This is a genomic window from Bradyrhizobium sp. 139 (assembly GCF_023074175.1).
Classification (GTDB): Bacteria; Pseudomonadota; Alphaproteobacteria; order Rhizobiales; family Xanthobacteraceae; genus Bradyrhizobium.
The window spans coordinates 1-19,064 of sequence record NZ_JADPKS010000092.1; the positions used below are offsets into that span (position 1 = coordinate 1).

Consider the following 19,064-nt stretch of genomic DNA (forward strand, 5'->3'; position numbering starts at 1 on the left):
CAACCCCGTCAACCTCGATCCCCGCATGGCCAAGCTCGCCGGCGGCGTCCATCGCCTCGACGGACAGCTCATGGTCGTCCTCGACGTCGATCGCGTCCTCGAGCTCAAAACCGAAGTGCAAATGGCTGCGTGAGCCAACGAAAACATCGAAGCCGGAGAACCAAAATGAAGACATGTTTGGTGGTCGATGATTCCAGCGTCGTGCGAAAGATTGCGCGCCGGATCCTGGAAGGCTTGGAATTCGAAGTCACCGAGGCCGAAGACGGCTCGAAAGCGCTCGAGGTCTGCCAGCGGAAGCTACCCGATGCCGTTCTGCTCGACTGGAACATGCCGGTCATGGACGGCTTCGAGTTCATGGGCCACATGCGCCGCCTGCCCGGCGGCGACCAGCCCAAAGTCGTGTTCTGCACCACCGAGAACAACGTGGCGCATATCGCCCAGGCGCTCAGCGGCGGTGCCAACGAATACATCATGAAGCCCTTCGACAAAGACATCATCGCCGACAAATTTGCCGAAGTCGGCTTGATCCCGGTCGGACAAACCATGGTCTGAGTGTCTGGCCCAAGTCCTTTAGGCCAAGTCCTTTAGGCCAAGTCCTTTAGGCCAAGTCCTTTAGGCCAAGTTCTTTAGCCCAAGTCCCTTAGCCAGAGTGTTCCGAGTCCAGCTTCCGAAAGGCTATCCGTGACCCCGACCGAGTATGAGTATCTGCGTAAGTTCCTGAGGGATCATTCCGGGCTCGACCTGTCCGCAGACAAGCAATATCTGATCGAAAGCCGGCTGTTGCCGCTCGCCCGCAAGGCGGGGCTCTCCGGCATCGGCGAGCTCGTGCAGAAGCTGCATGGCGGCCCGAGCGCGCTGGTCACCAGCGTGGTCGAGGCCATGACCACCAACGAGACCTTCTTCTTCCGCGACAAGGTCCCGTTCGACCATTTCCGCGATACCATCATGCCTGAGGTCATCAAGGCGCGCGCCGGCCGCCGGAGTGTGCGCATCTGGTGCGCCGCCGGCTCGACCGGGCAGGAGCCCTATTCGCTGGCGATGTGCCTGAAGGAAATGGGCGCGGCTCTGACCGGCTGGCGCATCGAGATCATCGCGACCGACCTGTCGCAGGAGGTGCTCGAGAAGGCCAAGGCCGGCATCTATAGCCAGTTCGAAGTGCAGCGCGGGCTGCCGATCCAGATGCTGATGAAATATTTCAAGCAGACCGGCGAGACCTGGCAGATCAATCCCGAGCTGCGTGCGATGATTCAGCACCGGCAGCTCAACCTGCTGCATGATTTTGCCCAGCTCGGCACCTTCGACGTCATCTTCTGCCGCAACGTGCTGATCTATTTCGACCAGGATACCAAGATCAACATCTTCAACCGCCTCGCCCGCCAGATCGAGCCCGACGGCTTCCTGGTGCTCGGTGCAGCCGAAACCGTGGTCGGGCTGACCGACACGTTCAGGCCGATCGCGGATCGTCGCGGCCTCTACAAGCCGAACGACCCGCGTGCGGCCGCGGCCAGGCCGGCCCTCGCCGGCGCGCCGCCGCGCCTGGCGGTGTTGGCAGGAGGATAAGCATGGCCGAGGATGGCAAGGGCGTAGAGCGCGTCACGTTCAGTCGCGGCTATGATGTCTGCATCATGGCGATCGACGGCACGTGGCGGCGTGACTGCAAGCTCAACGCGATTTCCGACGCCGATGCCATCCTCACGGTGGAAGGCTCGATCCAGGGATTGAACCTGAAGGAATTCTTCCTGCTGCTGTCGTCGACCGGGCTCGCCTATCGCCGTTGCGAGCTGGTGCGCGTCAACGGTGCCGAAATGGACGTCCAGTTCCTGCGCGGCAAGAACCGGAAGAAGCGCGGCGCTGCCGGCGGCCGCGACGAGGCGGCGTGATCCGCTCGCGCGGACCTCGCGCACTTCGTCCCGCATTTCCGACACGTTGCTTTACATTTGCTGAAACATCCGAATGAATTTGCCGTAGCAGCTTTACGTCGGCTAAGCGCGAACCGCGTATCCATTGCCGGTCTCAATCTCAGGATACGGCAATGCCCCGAAGCTCTCTCTCCCCCATCCCGTCAAACCTGCCCGACGTCGCCGAGCGGCGCGCGCTTCAGCTCCTGGTGGTCGACGACGACGCCACGCAGCGCAGCCTGATCACGGTCGCCGCCAAGCAGGCCGGCCATGAAGTCACGGTGGCGCCGTCCGTCGCCGAGGCGATCGAAAAGCTCCGCGCCGCGCGCTTCGACTGCGTGACGCTCGATCTCGTGCTGGAGGATGGCGACGGCATCGACGTGCTGCGCGAGATGGCGGCAGCGAAATTCGCGGGCGCGGTGATCGTCATCAGCGGTATGGACAGCAAGCGCCGCAGCGCCGCCCGCAGCTATGCCCGGTCCGTCGGGATCCAGCTCCAGGGCCTGCCGAAGCCGCTCGATCTCGCGGCGCTGCGCATCAGCCTCGCCAATCTCGGCAAGACCGCGATGGGGCTGCCGGCGATCCACACCTGGGGTGGTGTCGCCACCGACGCGATCGTGGAGCGGCACCGCGCCTGAGGCGCGGAGCTGCCATGCGACCGGATGCGGACGATCCGCCGTGCTGATCGCGATCTAGGCCCGACAGCCGGATTCCGACAGGCATTGCAGGGCGTGGCCGAGGCCCGCCCGGCAAGCATTGAGGGCGGCGTTCGCCGTGGCATAACGGGGCGTGAGGTCGTCGAGTATGAAGACGTCAGCGGAACCTTCCGGATCGTTACTGCGTTCTTGAGCCATGGCCGCGGCGATCCGCTGCATGCTGGTCTCAATCTGCGCGATCAGCAAGCGAAGGTCGGCGGCGACCAGTCGTCGGCTGTCGGCATCGGATGTCGCAACCAGCGGCGGCGTATCGGCCAGATTTAGCATGGATATTCTCCGTCTCGTGCAATTAGGCGCGTAGCCGCTACTTGTGCGTTAAGTCTATGTCCCGTACAAATACGGGTGGGCCAAATCCGCGCCGAACGCCATAACGATTGGCGCGGACGCGAGTCCGTAATGCCAACTGGATGTGGCACATGGCCGAGCAAATCTCTCGTGGTGAAATCTTCGTGGTGGACGATGACCCTGCCGTTCGCGACACCTTGTCGATGGTGTTGAAGGCGGCGGGCTATGAGGTGATCTGTTTTGCGGACGGCGCAGCCCTGCTTTCCGTTGCGCGAAACCGTACACCGGCTGCGATCCTGCTCGACGTGCACATTCCCGGAAAGACGGGCCTCGACATTCTGAACGAACTGCACGGCGAGGATTATCCGGCGCCAATCTTCATGATCTCCGGGCAGGGCGATATCGCCATGGCGGTGGGCGCCATCAAGAGCGGCGCGCTCGATTTCATCGAGAAGCCGTTCCGCGGCAGCGAGATCGTCGGCCGGCTGGACGAGGCGATCGGAGCCTATGCACGGCGGCAGGCAGAGAGCGCATCGCCGAAATTCAGCTCGCTGCATTTCCCCGGACGCGAACCGTTGACGCGGCGCGAACGCGAGGTGCTCGAACAATTCGCTTCCGGCGCGTCCAACAAGGAAGCCGGTCGCACGCTCGGCATCAGCCCACGCACCATCGAGGACCACCGCGCCAACATCATGAAGAAGCTCGGTGCGCGCAATGCCGCCGATCTGATCCGCATCGTGATGACCGCGGCCCAGCGCGCGTCGTAGAACGATCAGTGAGCTTTTGTAGCCCGGATGGAGCGTAGCGCAATCCGGGGCCGCTGCGCCCGCGGATAAGCCTGTCCCGGATTGCGCTACGCTCCATCCAGGCTACAGGCTCTCACCTCACCCGTTCAGCGCCTTGCGGATGATCCGCGCAAGATCGGATTTGCGATACGGCTTGGCCAGCAGCAGGACGCCTGAATCCAGCCGGCCGTGATGGATGATCGCATTCTCGGTATACCCGGACGTATAGACCATCCTGAGGTCGGGGCGCGTCTTCAACAGCTCGTCGGCGAGCTGCCGTCCGTTCATCTTGCCGGGCATGATGACATCGGTGAACAGAAGGTCGAACGGCTTGCCGGTGGCGACGATCGCGAGCGCCTCCGCGGCGTTCGCGGCCTGCAAGGTGACGTAGCCGAGCGAATGCAGCTGCGCCAGCACGTAGTCGCGCACCAGCCGGTCGTCCTCGACCACGAGGATCGTCTCGTGTCCGCCCTCGATCGTCGACGGCATCACGCCTTCGCCCACTGCCGTAGGCGTCTTGCCCGGCGGCAGATACATTTTGATCGTGGTGCCGTGGCCTTCCTCGCTGTAGATCTTGATATGGCCTGTGGACTGCTTGATGAAGCCGTAGACCATCGAAAGCCCGAGTCCGGTGCCCTTGCCCGGTCCCTTCGAGGTGAAGAACGGATCGAACACCCGGGCGAGCATGTTCGCGGGAATTCCGGTGCCGGTGTCGCTCACGGCGATCAGCACATAATGTCCCGGCCGGACGTCGTTGACGCTGGCATAGACCTCGTCGAGATAAGCGGCGCCCGTCTCCACGATCAGCTTGCCGCCGCCGGGCATGGCGTCGCGGGCATTGAGCGCGAGGTTGAGGATCGCGGTGGTGAGCTGGTTGGGATCGACGATCGCAACGCAGCTCTCGTCCTCGAACACCGATTCGATCTGGATCTGCTCGCCCAGCGTCGGCCGTAACAGCCTTGCGGTGTCGATGATCAGCGAGTTGATGTCGACCTCGCGCGGCTGGAGCGGCTGCTGGCGCGCGAAGGCGAGCAGGTGTTGAGTTAGCTCGGCGCCGCGTCCGGCGGCCTCGTCGATCATCCTCGTGATTGCCGCAAGCTCCGGCTCCTTCGCCACCGCGTCGGCCAAAATCTCGATCGTCCCGGTGATGACGGTGAGAATGTTGTTGAAGTCGTGTGCCACGCCGCCGGTGAGCTGGCCGACCGCCTCCATCTTCTCGGCTTGGCGGATCCGCTCCTCGGCCGCGATCTTGTCGGTGAGGTCGCGGTAGAACACGTTGAACAGGAGGCCCTCGCGGCGCTTCAGTGCCGTGACGCTCAGCTCGGCCTTGAACTCCTTGCCGTCGCGGCCGCGGACCATGAGTTCGCGGCGACGGTTGAGCCGACTGCTCTGTCCGGACGCCACGAAGCGTTGCAGACCCGCCCTGACCCGCTCGCGTTCGCTGGGAACGACGATCAGATCAATCGTGCTCTTGCCGAGCACCTCGTCACGGCGCCAACCGAACAGCTGCTCGGCCTGCGAGTTCCAGTTCAGGATGCTGCCGGTCTCGTCGGTCTGGACGAAGGCGTCGAGCGCGGTCTCGACAATATCTTGGGCGAGTCGTTCGCTCTCGCGCAGGGATTCCTGCGCGAGCCGGGCCGCGGTCATGTCACGCCCGACGAAGAAGAAGCGCTTGGCGGGTTCGGACCAGTTGCCGAGCCAGGATAGCCAGATTTCATGCCCGTTTTTGTGAAGGCAGCGGGTGTCGTCGAGCTTGGGGCGATCGCCGCGCCGCAGCGCCCGCATCCCCTCGCGGGCCTGTTCCAGATGATCGCGATGGATGAAGTCGACGCCGCTGCGGCCGACCATTTCTTCCGGCCGATAGCCGAGAATGGCTTCGCTGCTCGGGCTGATCTGCGCGATATGCCCGTGCGAATCCATGATCATGATCAGATCCTGCGAGGTGTCGAAGATCTGCCGTCGCTCCTCCAGCTGCTGCTGGAGCGCCCGCTCGGTCCGTCGCGCCTCGGTCAGGCTGCAGGCCGATCCGGAGGCGCCGACGATCTCACCCGACGGCCCCTTGATCGGAGAGAGGCTGAGCGAGATCTCGACCGGCGTGCCGTCCTTGCGCAGCCGGACCGTCTCGAAGCGCTCGATCGGCTCGCCCCCGGCGATTCGCCGCAAAAGATTCTTGCCCTGCTCGCGGCGGTCGGGCGGGACAATGATCGAGGTGGGTTTCCCGATCGCCTCGTCGGCCGAATAGCCGTAGAGGCGTTCGGAGGCAGGATTCCAGCCCGTGATGATGGCATCGAGCGATTGCATCACGATCGCATCGTCGGACGATTCGACCGCGGCACTGAACAAGCGCTCGCGCTCGGCATGATGGCTTCGCGCGATCTCGGTGCGGCGATGCTCCTCGATTTCGCGTTCGAGGGCGGCCGTTTTGGCCCGCGTCTCTTCGACCATCCGGGCAAAGGCTCGCGCCAGCACGCCCGTTTCGCCGCCAGCATCGACGGGTATGTCCGCTGGCTGCCCACTGCCGATTGCCTCCACCGCCGCGGTCAGACGCCCGATCGGGCGTGTCAATGAGCGCGCCAGGAGCACCGCGAGTGCAGCCGCGGCGAGGACGGCAAGCACGCCGACGAGCAAGGACGTTTTTTGAATGGCCGCCGGCACGCGGCCGAACACGGCCGGGGGAACTGTCTCGATGATTGCGACCCATTCCTTGCCTGCGAGCAGCGCCGGCGCGATTGCCGCGCCGCTCGGCCGGCCCGACCCGTCGCTCAGAAGCTGGGTGGAGCCTTCCAGCGTGCCGACCAGGGCCGCAAAGAATGGAAAGTCATTGCGCCAGTTGGTCGGGTGGCCTCGCGACGAGCCGAATTCTCGCGCGCGATCGGGATGGACGAGATAGTCGCCGCGCGAATCTACGACGTAAATCTCTCCCCCCGCCCCCGCGGTCAAGCGGACGCGGTCGAGTGCCGGACGCATGTCGATATTGGCGATGATGATACCGAACGGCTTGCCGTCCGGCGTGAACAGCGGCGTCGCGACGCGCAAAGTCGGCGTGTGCACGACCGTGGTGCCTCCCTGGCGGGTGGAGAGATCGACTGGCGAAACGTAAATTTCGCCGGGCGCCGATCGAATTGTTTCCTGAAAATAGCGCCGCTCGGTCTTGCGCTCCAGTTCGCTGTTGGGGACGATCCGTGCCGCTCCATTCGGGCCGGAGCGATCGACGCGGACCAGCTCGCGCTGGTCGTCGTCGAGACCGATGATGCGAAACTGTCCGTAGCTGGGTTTGGCCTCGATCTCAGCCGCGAGCCGCGCAGCAATGCGCTCGCGCCAGGTTTGCTCCGAAACGCCGTCAAGGGCGTCAATGCCTCCATTGATGTGAGCACGGATCAGGCCATTGATAGCCGCGGCGGAGCGATAGCCGGACAAATCGCCGCGGGCTCCGGCAACGTAGGATTCAAGATTGGTAGCCCGCAGGCGCGACTGGGCCTCGATGCGTTCCAGCACCCGCGGAATGACGGCTTGGGTGATGTTGCGATAGCCCAGCCAATTGACTGCGGCGACGGTCACCGCCACCAGCAGGATCATTGCGATGGCCAGCCGCGTTGCGAGCGTCATCGGGATCTTCGCATCGTTTCTCGAACCGCCGCGCCGGTTCTGCTCTGGAACAGAACGGACGGCATCATCATCGGCTGCCGGTGCTGACGTCGCGGCTCTCCGGCTTGCCCGCGTGGCTCGCTTCGAACAGCGCGAGCCCCGTGCGGCCATCGCCGGCGACCGTCGCGTGATGACCGGCCCTCTCCAGGAGCAGCCGGATCGTGATCTGCACGGCCGTATCGTCATCCACGATCAGGATGTTGGCCACGTCTGGAATCCTCCGGGCCGGGTGGGACGTTTCCCGGCGAGCGCAAATCAAGCCATCAAATACGAAAATGTTGCGCGGATTCTGCCCGGCCTGCAAGCACTTCGCGACCGACGCGATGATTGCGCGCGACGGGTGAATTCCGGTCCATATGCATGCTTACGTGCACATGTCCTTGGCGCACGCGCGGGCGGCGCCTAGTCGGTGAGGTACTCGGGATGGTGGCTGCGGATCTTGTCCAGCTCGCTTAGCGTGCCCGACAGGTGATTGCGCAGATGCTGTTGTGCGGCATCGGCGTCTCCGGCCTCGATTGCGCGCGTGATCAGCTTATGGTGACGCAGGATATTCTGGGCCTTGCCGGGCGAGGGCAAATGCAGCCGGCGCAGCCGGTCGATATGTCCGCTGCGGCTGCGCACCAGCGCCCACAGGTCCTGCTTGCCGGCGGCTGTGTAAAGCTGCGCGTGGAAGTCGTTGTCGCCGGCCATGAAGGCCTCGAAGTCGCCAGCCTTGGCAAATTGCTGTTGCAGCGCGATGGCGTGGTCCAGGCGGATCACCAGCGCCGCGTCGCGGCCGGCGGCGAGCAGGCGGACGATCTCCAGCTCCAGCGCCTGACGCAGGAAATGCGCCTGCTCGGCGCGGCTGATGTCGATCCGGCTGACGACAGTGGCGTGCTGCGGGAAGACGTCGACCAGGCCCTCTTCCTCGAGCCGCATCAGCGCATCGCGCACCGGTGTCGAGCTGACGCCGAACTGGCCGGCGAGCTCGGCGCGTGACAGGGGGGCGCCCGGCGGCAGCTCCAGAGCGATGATCGCATTGCGCAGCCGCTCGAACACCTGCGGCGCAGCCTGGCGGGCGCGATCGAGCCGGGCGGCGGGTCTTGAAGCGGCTTTTGCGGCCGCGCGCGGCGCGGTGTGGGCTGCTTCCATGTCGGGTCCCGCGGGCTTGCCCTTGATGCACTAATATATTAGTGCGTCAGCAGGGTCAACGCGGCTCGCGGCGACCCGGAGGAAACACACAACAATGATCAAGCATCTTCGTAGCAAGCTTGCGGCTGCGGCCCTGATCGCCGCAACCGGCTTCACGGCGTCCACGGCGCAGGCGCAGCAGAAGTCCGAAATCTCGCTGTCGCGCCAGCCCGGCATTTTCTACATGCCGAGCCACATCATGGAAAAGCAGAAGCTGATCGAGAAGCATGCAGCTTCGCTCGGCATAGCCGGCGTCACCACCAAATGGGTGACCTTCTCCGGCGGCGGCGCGCAGACCGATGCGCTGCTCGCCGGCGGCGTCGACATCCTCAACACCGGCACCGGCAATCTCCTCTTGCTGTGGGACCGCACCCGCGGCGGCGTGAAGGGCATCGTCGCGACCTCGGCCCAGCCGATGACGCTGATCAGCCGCGACGCCAACATCAAGTCGATCAAGGATTTCGGCCCCAGCGACAAGATCGCGGTGCCGACGGTGAAAGTCTCGACGCAGGCGATCGTGCTTCAGATCGCCGCCGCCGACGCCTTCGGGGCCGAACAATGGTCGAAGCTCGATGTCAACACCGTGCAGCTCGGCCACCCCGACGCCTATGCGGCGCTGTCCAACTCCAAGCACGAGGTGCACACCCACTTCTCGATTCCGCCGTTCACCTTCCTGGAGCTGAAGAATGTGCCGGGCGCGCATATCGTGCTGAGCTCGCCGGACGTGATGGGCGGCCCGCTCAGTCAGGCTCAATTCTTCACCACGACCAAATTCGCCGACGCCAATCCGAAGATCATCCAGGCCGTGCGCGACGCCACCAAGGAAGCGCAGGATCTGATCCGCAGCGACACCAGACAAGCGGTCGAGATCTACAAGGAGATCACCGGCGACAAGACCTCGGTGGAGGAGCTGCTCGATCTGCTCAAGGAGCCCGGCATGATGGAGTGGAATCTCGAGCCGCAGGGCACGATGAAATTCGCCGCGCATCTGTACAAGACCGGCACGCTGAAGACCCAGCCCAAGGCCTGGACCGACTATTACCTCCCTGTCGCACACGATCTGAAGGGCAATTGATGGCGCTGCTCGACGTCAGCTCCGTGACGCTGCGCTACAAGACCTCCAGCGCCGTCGTCACCGCCACCGAAAGGGTCTCCTTCACCGTCGACCGGTCCGACCGCTTTGTGCTGCTCGGGCCGTCCGGCTGCGGCAAGTCGACTCTGCTCAAGGCCGTCGGCGGCTACATGAGCCCGAGCGAAGGCCGCATGAGCATCAACAACCGCGAGATCCACGGTCCCGGCGCCGACCGCATGATGATCTTCCAGGAGTTCGACCAGCTCCTGCCGTGGAAGAGCGTGCTGGCCAACGTAATGTTCCCGCTGCTGACGGCGCGAAAGCTGTCGCGCAAGGACGCCGAGGCGCGCGCGCGGGCCTATATCGAGAAGGTCGGGCTCACCCGCGTCGCCGATGCCTATCCGCACACGCTGTCCGGCGGCATGAAGCAGCGCGTCGCGATCGCGCGCGGCATGGCGATGGAGCCGGATATCCTGCTGATGGACGAGCCGTTCGCCGCGCTCGACGCGCTGACGCGGCGCACCTGCCAGGACGAGCTGCTCCAGCTCTGGAGCGAAACCAGGTTCACCGTGCTGTTCGTGACGCATTCGATCGCGGAAGCGATCCGCATCGGCAACCGCATCCTGCTGCTGTCGCCGCATCCCGGCCGCGTCAAGGCCGAGGTGGTCGATGTCGACAAGGTCTCCAATAACGATGGCAGCGCCGGCCGGCTGGAGAAGGAGATCCACGATCTCCTGTTCGCCGCCGAAGCTGTGGCGCATTGAGAGAGCCTTTGATTATGGGCGAAGCGAGAATTTTGCTGCGGGACGCGCCGGCTGCCGCTGCTGCAAGCGAAGTCGAGCGCAAGCTGGGCGTTGGCGAGCTGCTATGGAACGACGGGTTCGTCCGCAAAACCGTCATCATCCTGTTCTTGGCCGCGATCTGGGAAGCCTACGGCCTCGCACTCGACAATCCCCTGCTGTTTCCCACATTGCACGATACGTTCGTGACGCTGTTCGAACGCGTCAAGGACGGCACGATCCCCATGCGGGCCTGGGCCTCGCTGAAGGTGCTGTTCATGGGTTATTCGGCGGGCATCGCGCTTGCCGCCATCTTCACGGTGCTCGCCATCTCGACCCGCATCGGCACCGACTTTCTGGAGACGGTGACCGCGATGTTCAATCCATTGCCGGCGATCGCGCTGTTGCCGCTCGCCCTGATCTGGTTCGGACTCGGCAATGGCAGCCTCGTGTTCGTGCTGATCCATTCGGTGCTGTGGCCGGTTGCGCTCAACACCCATTCCGGCTTCAAGAGCGTGTCCAACACACTGCGCATGGTCGGGCGTAATTACGGCCTGCGCGGACTGCCCTATGTGGCAAAAATCCTGATTCCCGCCGCGTTCGGCTCGATCCTCACCGGCCTCAAGATCGGCTGGGCCTTCGCCTGGCGCACGCTGATCGCGGCCGAGCTGGTGTTCGGCGTGTCCTCGGGGCAGGGCGGGCTAGGCTGGTTCATCTTCGAAAACCGCAACCTGCTCGACATTCCGGCGGTGTTCGCAGGCCTCTTGACCGTGATAATCATCGGGCTCTTTGTCGAGAACCTGATTTTCCGCGCCATCGAGCGGAACACCGTCCAGAAATGGGGCACCCAATCATGACCAAGAAAAAAATGACGCCCGACCAGCTCCGCAGCGCGCGCTGGTTCGCGCCCGACGATCTCCGCTCGTTCGGCCACCGCTCCCGCACCATGCAGATGGGCTACGCGCCGGAGGAGTGGAAGGACCGCCCGATCATCGCGATCCTCAACACCTGGTCGGACGCGCAGCCCTGTCACATGCATTTCAAGTCGCGCGTCGACGACGTCAAGCGCGGCATCCTGATGGCCGGCGGCCTGCCGCTGGAGCTGCCGGCGCTGTCGCTGTCGGAATCGCTGCTCAAGCCCACCACCATGCTCTACCGCAATCTGCTGGCGATGGACGCGGAGGAGCTGCTGCGCAGCCATCCCGTCGACGGCGTGGTGCTGATGGGCGGCTGCGACAAGACCACACCCGCGCTGCTGCTGGGCGCGACTTCGATGAACATCCCGGCGATCTATCTGCCCGCGGGTCCGATGCTGCGCGGCAACTGGAAGGGCAAGACGCTCGGTTCGGGCTCGGACGGATGGAAATATTGGGACGAGCGCCGCGCCGGCAAGATCTCCGACAAGGACTGGCTCGACATCGAAGCCGGCATCGCCCGCAGCTATGGCACCTGCATGACCATGGGCACGGCCTCGACCATGACCGCAATCGCCGAGGCGATCGGCATGACACTGCCCGGCGCCTCCTCGATTCCGGCCGCTGATGCCAACCACATCCGCATGGCCTCGGAATGCGGCCGCCGCATCGTCGAGATGGTGTGGGAAGATCTGACGCCGAAAACCATCCAGACCCGCAAGGCGTTCGAGAATGCGATTGCGGTTGCGATGGCGATGGGCTGCTCGACCAACGCGATCATCCATCTGATTGCGCAAGCCCGCCGCGCCGGTCTGGACATCGGCCTCGACGATTTCGAGATCGCGAGCCGCAAGGTGCCGGTCATCGCCAATGTGCGTCCGAGCGGCGATGCCTATCTGATGGAGGACTTCTTCTATGCCGGCGGCCTGCCGGCGCTGATGGGCCAGATCAAGCCGCATCTGCATCTCGACTGCATCACCGTCACAGGACAGACCGTTGGCGAGAACATTGCGCATGCCGAAGTGCACAATGACGACGTGATCCGCTCGGTCGACAATCCCATCTACAAGGAGGGCGCGCTCGCCGTGCTCAAGGGCAACCTTGCGCCCGACGGCTGCGTCATCAAGCCGAGCGCCTGCGCGCCGCGCTTCCTCAAGCACACCGGACCTGCGCTGGTGTTCGACGACTATCCCTCGATGAAGAAGGCGGTCGACGATCCCAATTTGGACGTCACCGAGGATCACATCCTGATCCTGCGCAATGCGGGACCGCAGGGCGGGCCGGGCATGCCGGAATGGGGCATGCTGCCGATCCCGACGAAACTCGTGAAGCAGGGCGTGCGCGACATGGTGCGCATCTCGGATGCGCGCATGAGCGGCACCAGCTACGGCGCCTGCATTTTGCACGTCGCGCCCGAATCCTATGTCGGCGGTCCGCTGGCGCTGGTGCGGAACGGCGATCGCATCACCCTTGATGTCGCCGCCCGAACCATCAATCTCGACGTGCCCGAAGCCGAGCTCGACAAGCGCCGCGCCGCCTGGAAGCAGCCGGAGCGCCGCTTCGAGCGCGGCTACGGCTGGATGTTCACCAAGCACATCAAGCAGGCCAACGACGGCTGCGATTTCGACTTCCTGGAGACCGATTTCGGCGCGCCGATCGGCGAGCCTTCGATTTACTGACCATCCTGTCATTCCGGGGCATCGCGAAGCGATGAGCCCGGAATCCATCGCACCGCAGTCTGTGCCGCTCGATGGATTCCGGGTTCGCGCCGAGTGGCGCGCCCCGGAATGACGAAAGAGAGAGCATGAGATGACAAAACTTACCGACGCCACCCGCAACAAGCTCAAATCCGTCTCCACCGCCACCGTCGCCACTGCTTTGTTCAAGCGCGGCCTGCGCATCCAGATGATCCAGGACGTGCATCCGCTCGGCTCCGACCATCCGACCATGGTGGGCGAGGCCTTCACGCTGCGCTATATGCCGGCGCGCGAGGATCTCAACACCATCGATGTGTTTAGGGATCGCTCGCATCCGCAGCGCAAGGCGGTCGAGGATTGTCCGGCAGGCAGCGTGCTGGTGATGGACAGCCGCAAGGACGCGCGCGCGGCCTCCGCCGGCGCGATCCTGATCACGCGATTGATGAAGCGCGGCGTCGCAGGTGTCGTTACCGATGGCGGGTTTCGCGATTCGGCCGAGATCGCCAGGCTCGGCATCCCCGCCTACCACCACCGCCCCTCAGCGCCGACCAACCTCACGCTGCACCAGGCGATCGAGATCAACGTGCCGATCGGCTGCGGCGATGCGCCGGTATTCCCGGGCGACGTGATCCTCGGCGATGCCGACGGCGTCATCGTGATCCCCGCGCATCTTGCGGACGAGATCGCGAACGAGACTTTCGAGATGACCGCGTTCGAGGATTTCGTCACCGAGGAAGTCGGCAAGGGCCGCGGCATTTTTGGTCTCTACCCGGCGACGGACCCGCAGACGCTGACCGACTTCGCTGAATGGCGGAAGAAAAGCAAAAGGTAGCTGGTTGGATCTTACTTGCCCAACCAGATTTCGACGTAGCCTGGCCTCGCCGAAGAGTCTTGTTTGGCGACGATGGGATTGCCTGAGCCGCCTCGTCGATCCCGTAGCCCGGATGGAGCGAAGCGCAATCCGGGACAGTCTTGCGCGCTGCATGGACCCCGGATTGCGCTGCGCTCCATCCGGGCTACGAAGTTACGCCTCCGCCATCCCCGCCGCCCACAGCGCGAACGCATAGACGATCGCGACTTCATCGAGCCGGTTGAAGCGCCCCGAGGCGCCGCCATGGCCGGCGCCCATGTTGGTGCGGAGAAGCACCGGGCCGCCGCCGCTCATGGTGGCGCGCAAGCGCGCGATCCATTTGGCGGGCTCCCAGTAGGTGACTCGAGGATCAGTAAGCCCGCCCATCGCCAAAATCGCCGGATAGTGCTTCGCCGCGACGTTGTCGTATGGCGAGTAGGACAGGATGGTGCGAAAATCCTTCTCGCTCTCGATGGGATTGCCCCATTCCGGCCATTCCGGCGGCGTCAGCGGCAGGGTGTCGTCGAGCATGGTGTTGAGCACGTCGACGAACGGCACCTCGGCGACGATGCCGGCGAACAATTCGCCGACGCGGTTGGCCACCGCGCCCATCAGCATGCCGCCGGCCGAGCCGCCATGGCCAACGATGCGCTTTGCACCCGTGTACTTCGCATCGATCAGCGCCCGCGCGCTGGCGGCAAAATCGTCGAACGAGTTCGTCTTCTTCTCGCGCTTGCCGTCGAGATACCAACCCCAGCCCTTGTCGGCGCCGCCGCGGATATGGGCAATGGCGTAGACGAAGCCGCGATCGACCAGCGACAGGCGGTTGGCGTTGAACGAGGCCGGCATCGCCATGCCGTAGGAGCCGTAGCCATAGAGCAGCAGCGGCGCCGAACCGTCGAGCGCGAGCCCGCGGCGATGGAGGATCGAGACCGGTACCTCGGCGCCGTCATGCGCCTTGGCCATGATGCGCGTCGTGACATAGTCGGCCGCATTGTGGCCGGACGGGATCTCCTGGCGCTTGCGCAGGGTGCGCGTGCGCTTCGCCATGTCGTAGTCATAGACTTCAGACGGCGTTGTCATCGACGAATAGGCGAAGCGCAAATTCGTCGTCTCGAATTCGTAGGAGCCCATCGTGTCGAGCGAATAGGCGGCCTCATCGAAGGCGATGGCGTGCTCTTCTTTTGTCGTCAGATCGCGGATCACGATGGAAGGCAGCGCATTGGCGCGCTCCAGCCGCACCAGATGGCCGGCATAGAGATCGAAATCGATGATGTAGATGCCCGGACGATACGGGATCAAATCGCGCCAATTTCCGCGCTCGGGTGAGCCAAGCGGCGCGGTGACGATCTTGAAGTCGATGGCGTCGTCGGCATTGGTGAGGATGAAGAGCTCGTCGCCGCGGTCGGCCAGCGAATATTGCACGCCTTCTTCGCGCGCTGCGACCAGCCGCGGCGGCGCCTCGGGGTTTTCGAGATCGATCAGCCGTTGCTCCGAGGTCTCGTGGTCGCCGCCCGCGATCACGCAGAAGCGCCCGCTGGTGCTCTCGTGCAGATGGGTAAACCAGCCGGAATCCAGCTCCTCATAGACCAGCGTGTCGTCGATCTGTTTGGTGCCGAGCTTATGCCGCCACACCTGCATCGGCCGGTGATTGTCGTCGAGCTTCACATAGAAGAAGGACTTCGCATCCTTGCTCCAGACCACGCCGCCGTCGGTCTCCTCGACGAGGTCGTCAAGATCCTTAGCCGTAGCCCAGTCGCGGACGCGGATCGAGAAATATTCGGAGCCCTTGGTATCCGCGCTCCAGGCCTGGAGCTTGTGATCGTTTGAGTGGCGGCTGCCGCCGAATTTGAAGTATGTGTGGTCCTTGGCGAGCGCATCGCCGTCGAGCACGATGTGGCCATCGCCGCCATCGCGCGGCATGCGGCCGAACAGCTCGTGCTGCCCGCCCTCGCGAAACCTGCGGAAATAGGCGAACGGCCCGTCCGGCGAAGGCACGCTGGAATCGTCCTCCTTGATCCGGGAGCGCATCTCGCGCACCAGCGTCTTCTGCAGAGGCGAGGTATGGCCGAGCAGGCTGTCGGTGTAGCCGTTCTCTTCATCCAGATATTTGCGGATGTCGGGATCGAGCACCGCGGGGTCGCGCAGCACCTCCTGCCATTTCTCGTCCTTTAGCCAGGCATAGTCGTCGGTCACGGTGATGCCATGCCGTGTGAAGGAATGCGGCCGGCGCGGGGCGATTGGGGGCTGGGAAGGTGTTTTGGCTTGTGTCACTCGATCCTCATCCAGATGCGTCGGCGTTCTTTCACCTCTCCCCGCTTGCGGGGAGAGGTCGGATTGCATCGAAGATGCAATCCGGGTGAGGGGGACTCTCCGCGAGCCCAACTCTCACTACCCCTTGCTGAAGCAGCCCCTCACCCCAACCCTCTCAGCGCGAGCGAAGCTCGTCGCGGCCCCGTAAGAACGGGGAGAGGGAGAAGGAGGCGCGCCGTGTTGCCTCTTATATCGTCCCGATTCCTCGAATTGCCAGCGGGACTGCGCCAAGTCGCCGGGTTGTTGATCGTCCCCTTGTATGCTTTAGGCTCCATGTCCCCGCCGCCGGTCCAGCCTGATGCTGTTCAATTCCTACCCGTTCATCTTGCTGTTCCTGCCGGCCGTGCTGGTCGGGTACTTTTGGCTCGGGCAACGCAGCAATCTCACCCCGGTGATCTGGCTGGCGGCAGCCTCGCTCGCCTTTTACGCCATCGGCAACTGGCAGTTCGTGGCCCTGTTGCTGGCGTCGATCGCCTTTAACTATGGCGTCGGCCACCTCCTCATCGTAGCGAAGCTCACCCCGTCGCGGCGCCGGGCCGTACTTGCTCTCGGTATTGCCGGCGATCTCCTCGTGCTCGGCATCTTCAAATATGCCGGCTTCGCCGCCGACAATATCAATGCGCTGTTCGGCACGCATTTTGCTGCTCACATCCTGCTGCCAGTCGGCATCTCCTTCTACACCTTCACTCAGATCGCGTTCCTGGTCGATGCCTGGCGCGGCCAGGTCGCGGCCTATGCGCTGCCGCACTATGCATTGTTCGTGACCTACTTCCCGCATCTGATCGCAGGGCCGATCCTCCACCACAAGGACATGATCCCGCAATTCGCGCGGGAGGAGACCAAGCATCCGGACCCGCATCTGATGCTGTGCGGACTCATCATCTTCGCGGTCGGCCTGTTCAAGAAGACCTGCCTCGCCGACGGCATCCAGCCCCTGGTCGCGCTCGCCTTCGAGGCGCGCTCGCCGAGCTTCGACCAGGCCTGGCTCGGCGCGCTCGCCTACACGTTCCAGCTCTATTTCGACTTCTCCGGCTATTCCGACATGGCGATCGGCATGTCGCTGATGTTCGGCATCTTCCTGCCCGTGAATTTCAACTCCCCTTACAAGGCCACCAGCATTGTCGAGTTCTGGCGCCGCTGGCACATGACCTTGTCGCAGTTCTTGCGCGACTATCTCTACATCTCGCTCGGCGGCAATCGCCGCGGCCGGGTGCTGCGCTACGTCAATCTGATGATCACGATGCTGCTCGGCGGTCTCTGGCACGGCGCGGCCTGGACGTTCGTGGTGTGGGGCGCGCTGCACGGCGCCTATCTCTGTATCAATCACGCCTTCAATGCGCTGGTGCCGAACATTGCGACGCCTCTTGTGCGGATGGCCCGCGCCGCTGGGGCCGTGCTGACTTTCCTGGCCGTCGTCGTGGCCTGGGTTTTCTTTCGTGCCGAGCGGGTCGATTGGGCGCTGCGGATCCTCGGCGCCATGGCTAGCCCAACGAACATCGTCTTCGGCCGCGAGGAGATCGCGGCGCTGGTGCTTGTATCCATCTACGCCGCGCTGGTGTGGCTGGCGCCGAACACGCAAGCGATCATGGGCTACGATCACGGCCATCGCAGGGTCGGTGATGGCCTGCGGGCAGGGCGGATGCGGCCGCTGTTCCTCTACGGCGCGTCGCTGGTGCTCGCTCTCGGAATTCTCGGCATCCAGAGCCACAGCGAATTCATCTATCTCCGGTTCTGATGCGGAGCACGTTCAAACATTCGATGCGTCTTCTCCTCGCCAGCATCGCGTGCATGCTGGGCGCGGCGGCACTGACTTTCGTCGTCGATCCCCTGCAACTGTTTCGCCCCTCGCGTCTCGTGGCAGCCTTCTATTCCGACGATACGCGCGTGCAGAATGCCGGGCTGATCCGCAGCCAGTCGTTCGACACCGCCTTCATGGGCACCTCGCTCGCGATTCATTTCCGCCAGAGCGACATCGATCGCGCGCTCGGCGTGCATTCGCTCAAGCTGGCGATGACCGGGTCCAATTCGCGCCAGCAAAGTTTTGTGCTGGAGCAGGCGATTGCCCGCGGCGCCCGGCGCGTGATCTGGGCGATGGACGATTTTATCTTTGTCGATGCGGCCGATATCGAAGCGGATCCCTATCTCTCCGTCGATCTCTATCGCAGGACAACGAAGGGGATCGCGTCCTATCTGTTCAGCGCCGCGATGGCCAAGGAATCCCTGTTCGCGCTGCTGCGGTCGGGGCGACCGTTTCGAGGGCCGTTGACCCGGGCCGCGCCTTTTCTCCCCGTCAAGTTTGCGCTGTCCGATGTCGACGACATCTACGCGCTGCCGCGGGATTTCGATGTCGCGCGTGGCTACAACGCGGAGAAGACGCTTGCCGCCTTCGCCTATATCACCAGTCCCGCACGCAGCCGCTTCCTCGGCGAAGGCTATGGCTACGACGCCATGGTGCGGCATTTCGAGCGCGATGCCGCCGGCCTGATCACGCGCCATCCGGACGTGACCTTCGACATCTACTTTCCGCCCTATTCGATCCTGCAATTCGTCGCGATGCGCGATGCCTCGCCGGCAACGTTGAAGATCGTCACCGATCTCACCGCCCGCATCGCCGAGCGCCTGACGCAGCTTCCGAACGCGCATCTCCACGATTTCCGGGCGGTCAAGGCGGTCACCCACGACCTCGACAATTACGGCGACGTCATCCACCATTCGCCGCTGGTGGATGCGAAGGTGCTGTCATGGCTGGCGCGTGGGAAGTATCGGATCGATCCGAAGGCGCCGCTCGCGTCGCTTGATGCACTCAAGGCTCAAGTCGAAGCGTATCGCGTCGAGCGCTGAACTTCCCCTCTCCCCTTGTGGGTGGGAGAGGTGGCTCGTCGCGTAGCGGCGAGACGGGTGAGGGGTCTCTCTCCGCGAGTCCGTCTGGCAGTTGCGATT

The 19,064-nt window shown here is 64.0% G+C and carries 16 protein-coding genes and 2 pseudogenes; 13 read left to right on the forward strand and 5 right to left on the reverse strand.

Annotation, left to right across the window (positions count from 1 at the left end):
- From IVA80_RS21800 to IVA80_RS21820, 5 genes and pseudogenes are all read left to right on the forward strand, one after another.
- Positions 1–133 (forward strand): annotated as a pseudogene (locus IVA80_RS21800) (chemotaxis protein CheW); the annotation flags it as partial.
- Positions 134–165: 32 nt separating this feature from the next.
- A complete protein-coding gene (locus IVA80_RS21805) occupies positions 166–552 on the forward strand; it encodes a response regulator (protein WP_247434992.1) in 387 nt (128 codons plus the stop codon).
- A 129-nt stretch (positions 553–681) separates the two neighbouring features.
- Positions 682–1,560: a protein-glutamate O-methyltransferase CheR gene (locus tag IVA80_RS21810; RefSeq protein ID WP_247434996.1), complete on the forward strand. Its 879-nt coding sequence runs from the start codon at positions 682–684 to the stop codon at positions 1,558–1,560.
- A 2-nt stretch (positions 1,561–1,562) separates the two neighbouring features.
- The gene (locus IVA80_RS21815; protein WP_247434999.1) at positions 1,563–1,880 is read left to right on the forward strand and encodes a PilZ domain-containing protein; all 318 of its coding nucleotides are present in this window, start codon (positions 1,563–1,565) and stop codon (positions 1,878–1,880) included.
- Between the two features lie 152 nt (positions 1,881–2,032).
- Positions 2,033–2,536, forward strand: a complete 504-nt coding sequence (locus IVA80_RS21820) for a response regulator (RefSeq protein ID WP_247435002.1) — start codon at positions 2,033–2,035, stop codon at positions 2,534–2,536.
- Between the two features lie 54 nt (positions 2,537–2,590).
- On the opposite strand, the gene IVA80_RS21825 is transcribed toward IVA80_RS21820, so the two are convergent.
- Positions 2,591–2,881: a hypothetical protein gene (locus IVA80_RS21825; RefSeq protein WP_247435006.1), complete on the reverse strand. Its 291-nt coding sequence runs from the start codon at positions 2,879–2,881 to the stop codon at positions 2,591–2,593.
- A 149-nt stretch (positions 2,882–3,030) separates the two neighbouring features.
- Here IVA80_RS21825 and IVA80_RS21830 point away from each other — a divergent pair, with 149 nt between their 5' ends.
- A complete protein-coding gene (locus tag IVA80_RS21830) occupies positions 3,031–3,666 on the forward strand; it encodes a response regulator (RefSeq protein ID WP_247435009.1) in 636 nt (211 codons plus the stop codon).
- Positions 3,667–3,783: 117 nt separating this feature from the next.
- On the opposite strand, the gene IVA80_RS21835 is transcribed toward IVA80_RS21830, so the two are convergent.
- The 3 genes and pseudogenes from IVA80_RS21835 to IVA80_RS21845 form a co-directional block, all read right to left on the reverse strand.
- Complete coding sequence (locus tag IVA80_RS21835) at positions 3,784–7,290, reverse strand: PAS domain S-box protein (protein WP_247435012.1); 3,507 nt, start codon at positions 7,288–7,290, stop codon at positions 3,784–3,786.
- Positions 7,291–7,405: 115 nt separating this feature from the next.
- Positions 7,406–7,537 (reverse strand): annotated as a pseudogene (locus IVA80_RS21840) (response regulator); the annotation flags it as partial.
- 194 nt (positions 7,538–7,731) lie between these two features.
- Positions 7,732–8,460, reverse strand: a complete 729-nt coding sequence (locus IVA80_RS21845) for a GntR family transcriptional regulator (protein WP_247435015.1) — start codon at positions 8,458–8,460, stop codon at positions 7,732–7,734.
- 94 nt (positions 8,461–8,554) lie between these two features.
- On the opposite strand from IVA80_RS21845, the gene IVA80_RS21850 reads away from it, so the two are divergent.
- The 5 genes from IVA80_RS21850 to IVA80_RS21870 all read left to right on the forward strand — a co-directional run bounded on the left by IVA80_RS21850 (position 8,555) and on the right by IVA80_RS21870 (position 13,793).
- Complete coding sequence (locus tag IVA80_RS21850) at positions 8,555–9,574, forward strand: ABC transporter substrate-binding protein (RefSeq protein WP_247435018.1); 1,020 nt, start codon at positions 8,555–8,557, stop codon at positions 9,572–9,574.
- On the forward strand, positions 9,574–10,335 hold the full coding sequence (locus IVA80_RS21855) for an ABC transporter ATP-binding protein (protein ID WP_247435021.1): 762 nt from the start codon (positions 9,574–9,576) through the stop codon (positions 10,333–10,335). The genes IVA80_RS21850 and IVA80_RS21855 overlap by 1 nt, the downstream gene beginning before the upstream one ends.
- A 14-nt stretch (positions 10,336–10,349) precedes the next feature.
- Positions 10,350–11,207, forward strand: a complete 858-nt coding sequence (locus IVA80_RS21860; RefSeq protein ID WP_247435026.1) for an ABC transporter permease — start codon at positions 10,350–10,352, stop codon at positions 11,205–11,207.
- A complete protein-coding gene (gene araD, locus IVA80_RS21865) occupies positions 11,204–12,943 on the forward strand; it encodes an L-arabinonate dehydratase (RefSeq protein WP_247435029.1) in 1,740 nt (579 codons plus the stop codon). Before IVA80_RS21860 ends, araD begins: the two co-directional genes overlap by 4 nt.
- Before the next feature lie 130 nt (positions 12,944–13,073).
- On the forward strand, positions 13,074–13,793 hold the full coding sequence (locus IVA80_RS21870) for a ribonuclease activity regulator RraA (RefSeq protein ID WP_247435032.1): 720 nt from the start codon (positions 13,074–13,076) through the stop codon (positions 13,791–13,793).
- 192 nt (positions 13,794–13,985) lie between these two features.
- On the opposite strand, the gene IVA80_RS21875 is transcribed toward IVA80_RS21870, so the two are convergent.
- Complete coding sequence (locus tag IVA80_RS21875) at positions 13,986–16,085, reverse strand: S9 family peptidase (RefSeq protein ID WP_247435035.1); 2,100 nt, start codon at positions 16,083–16,085, stop codon at positions 13,986–13,988.
- Between the two features lie 337 nt (positions 16,086–16,422).
- Here IVA80_RS21875 and IVA80_RS21880 point away from each other — a divergent pair, with 337 nt between their 5' ends.
- Positions 16,423–17,859 carry an MBOAT family protein gene (locus IVA80_RS21880; protein ID WP_247435038.1) on the forward strand — a complete coding sequence of 479 codons (1,437 nt, stop codon included), beginning with the start codon at positions 16,423–16,425 and terminating at the stop codon, positions 17,857–17,859.
- Positions 17,859–18,965 (forward strand): hypothetical protein, encoded by a 1,107-nt coding sequence (locus IVA80_RS21885; RefSeq protein ID WP_247435042.1) that lies wholly within the window; start codon positions 17,859–17,861, stop codon positions 18,963–18,965. The genes IVA80_RS21880 and IVA80_RS21885 overlap by 1 nt, the downstream gene beginning before the upstream one ends.
- Positions 18,966–19,064: the final 99 nt, after the last annotated feature.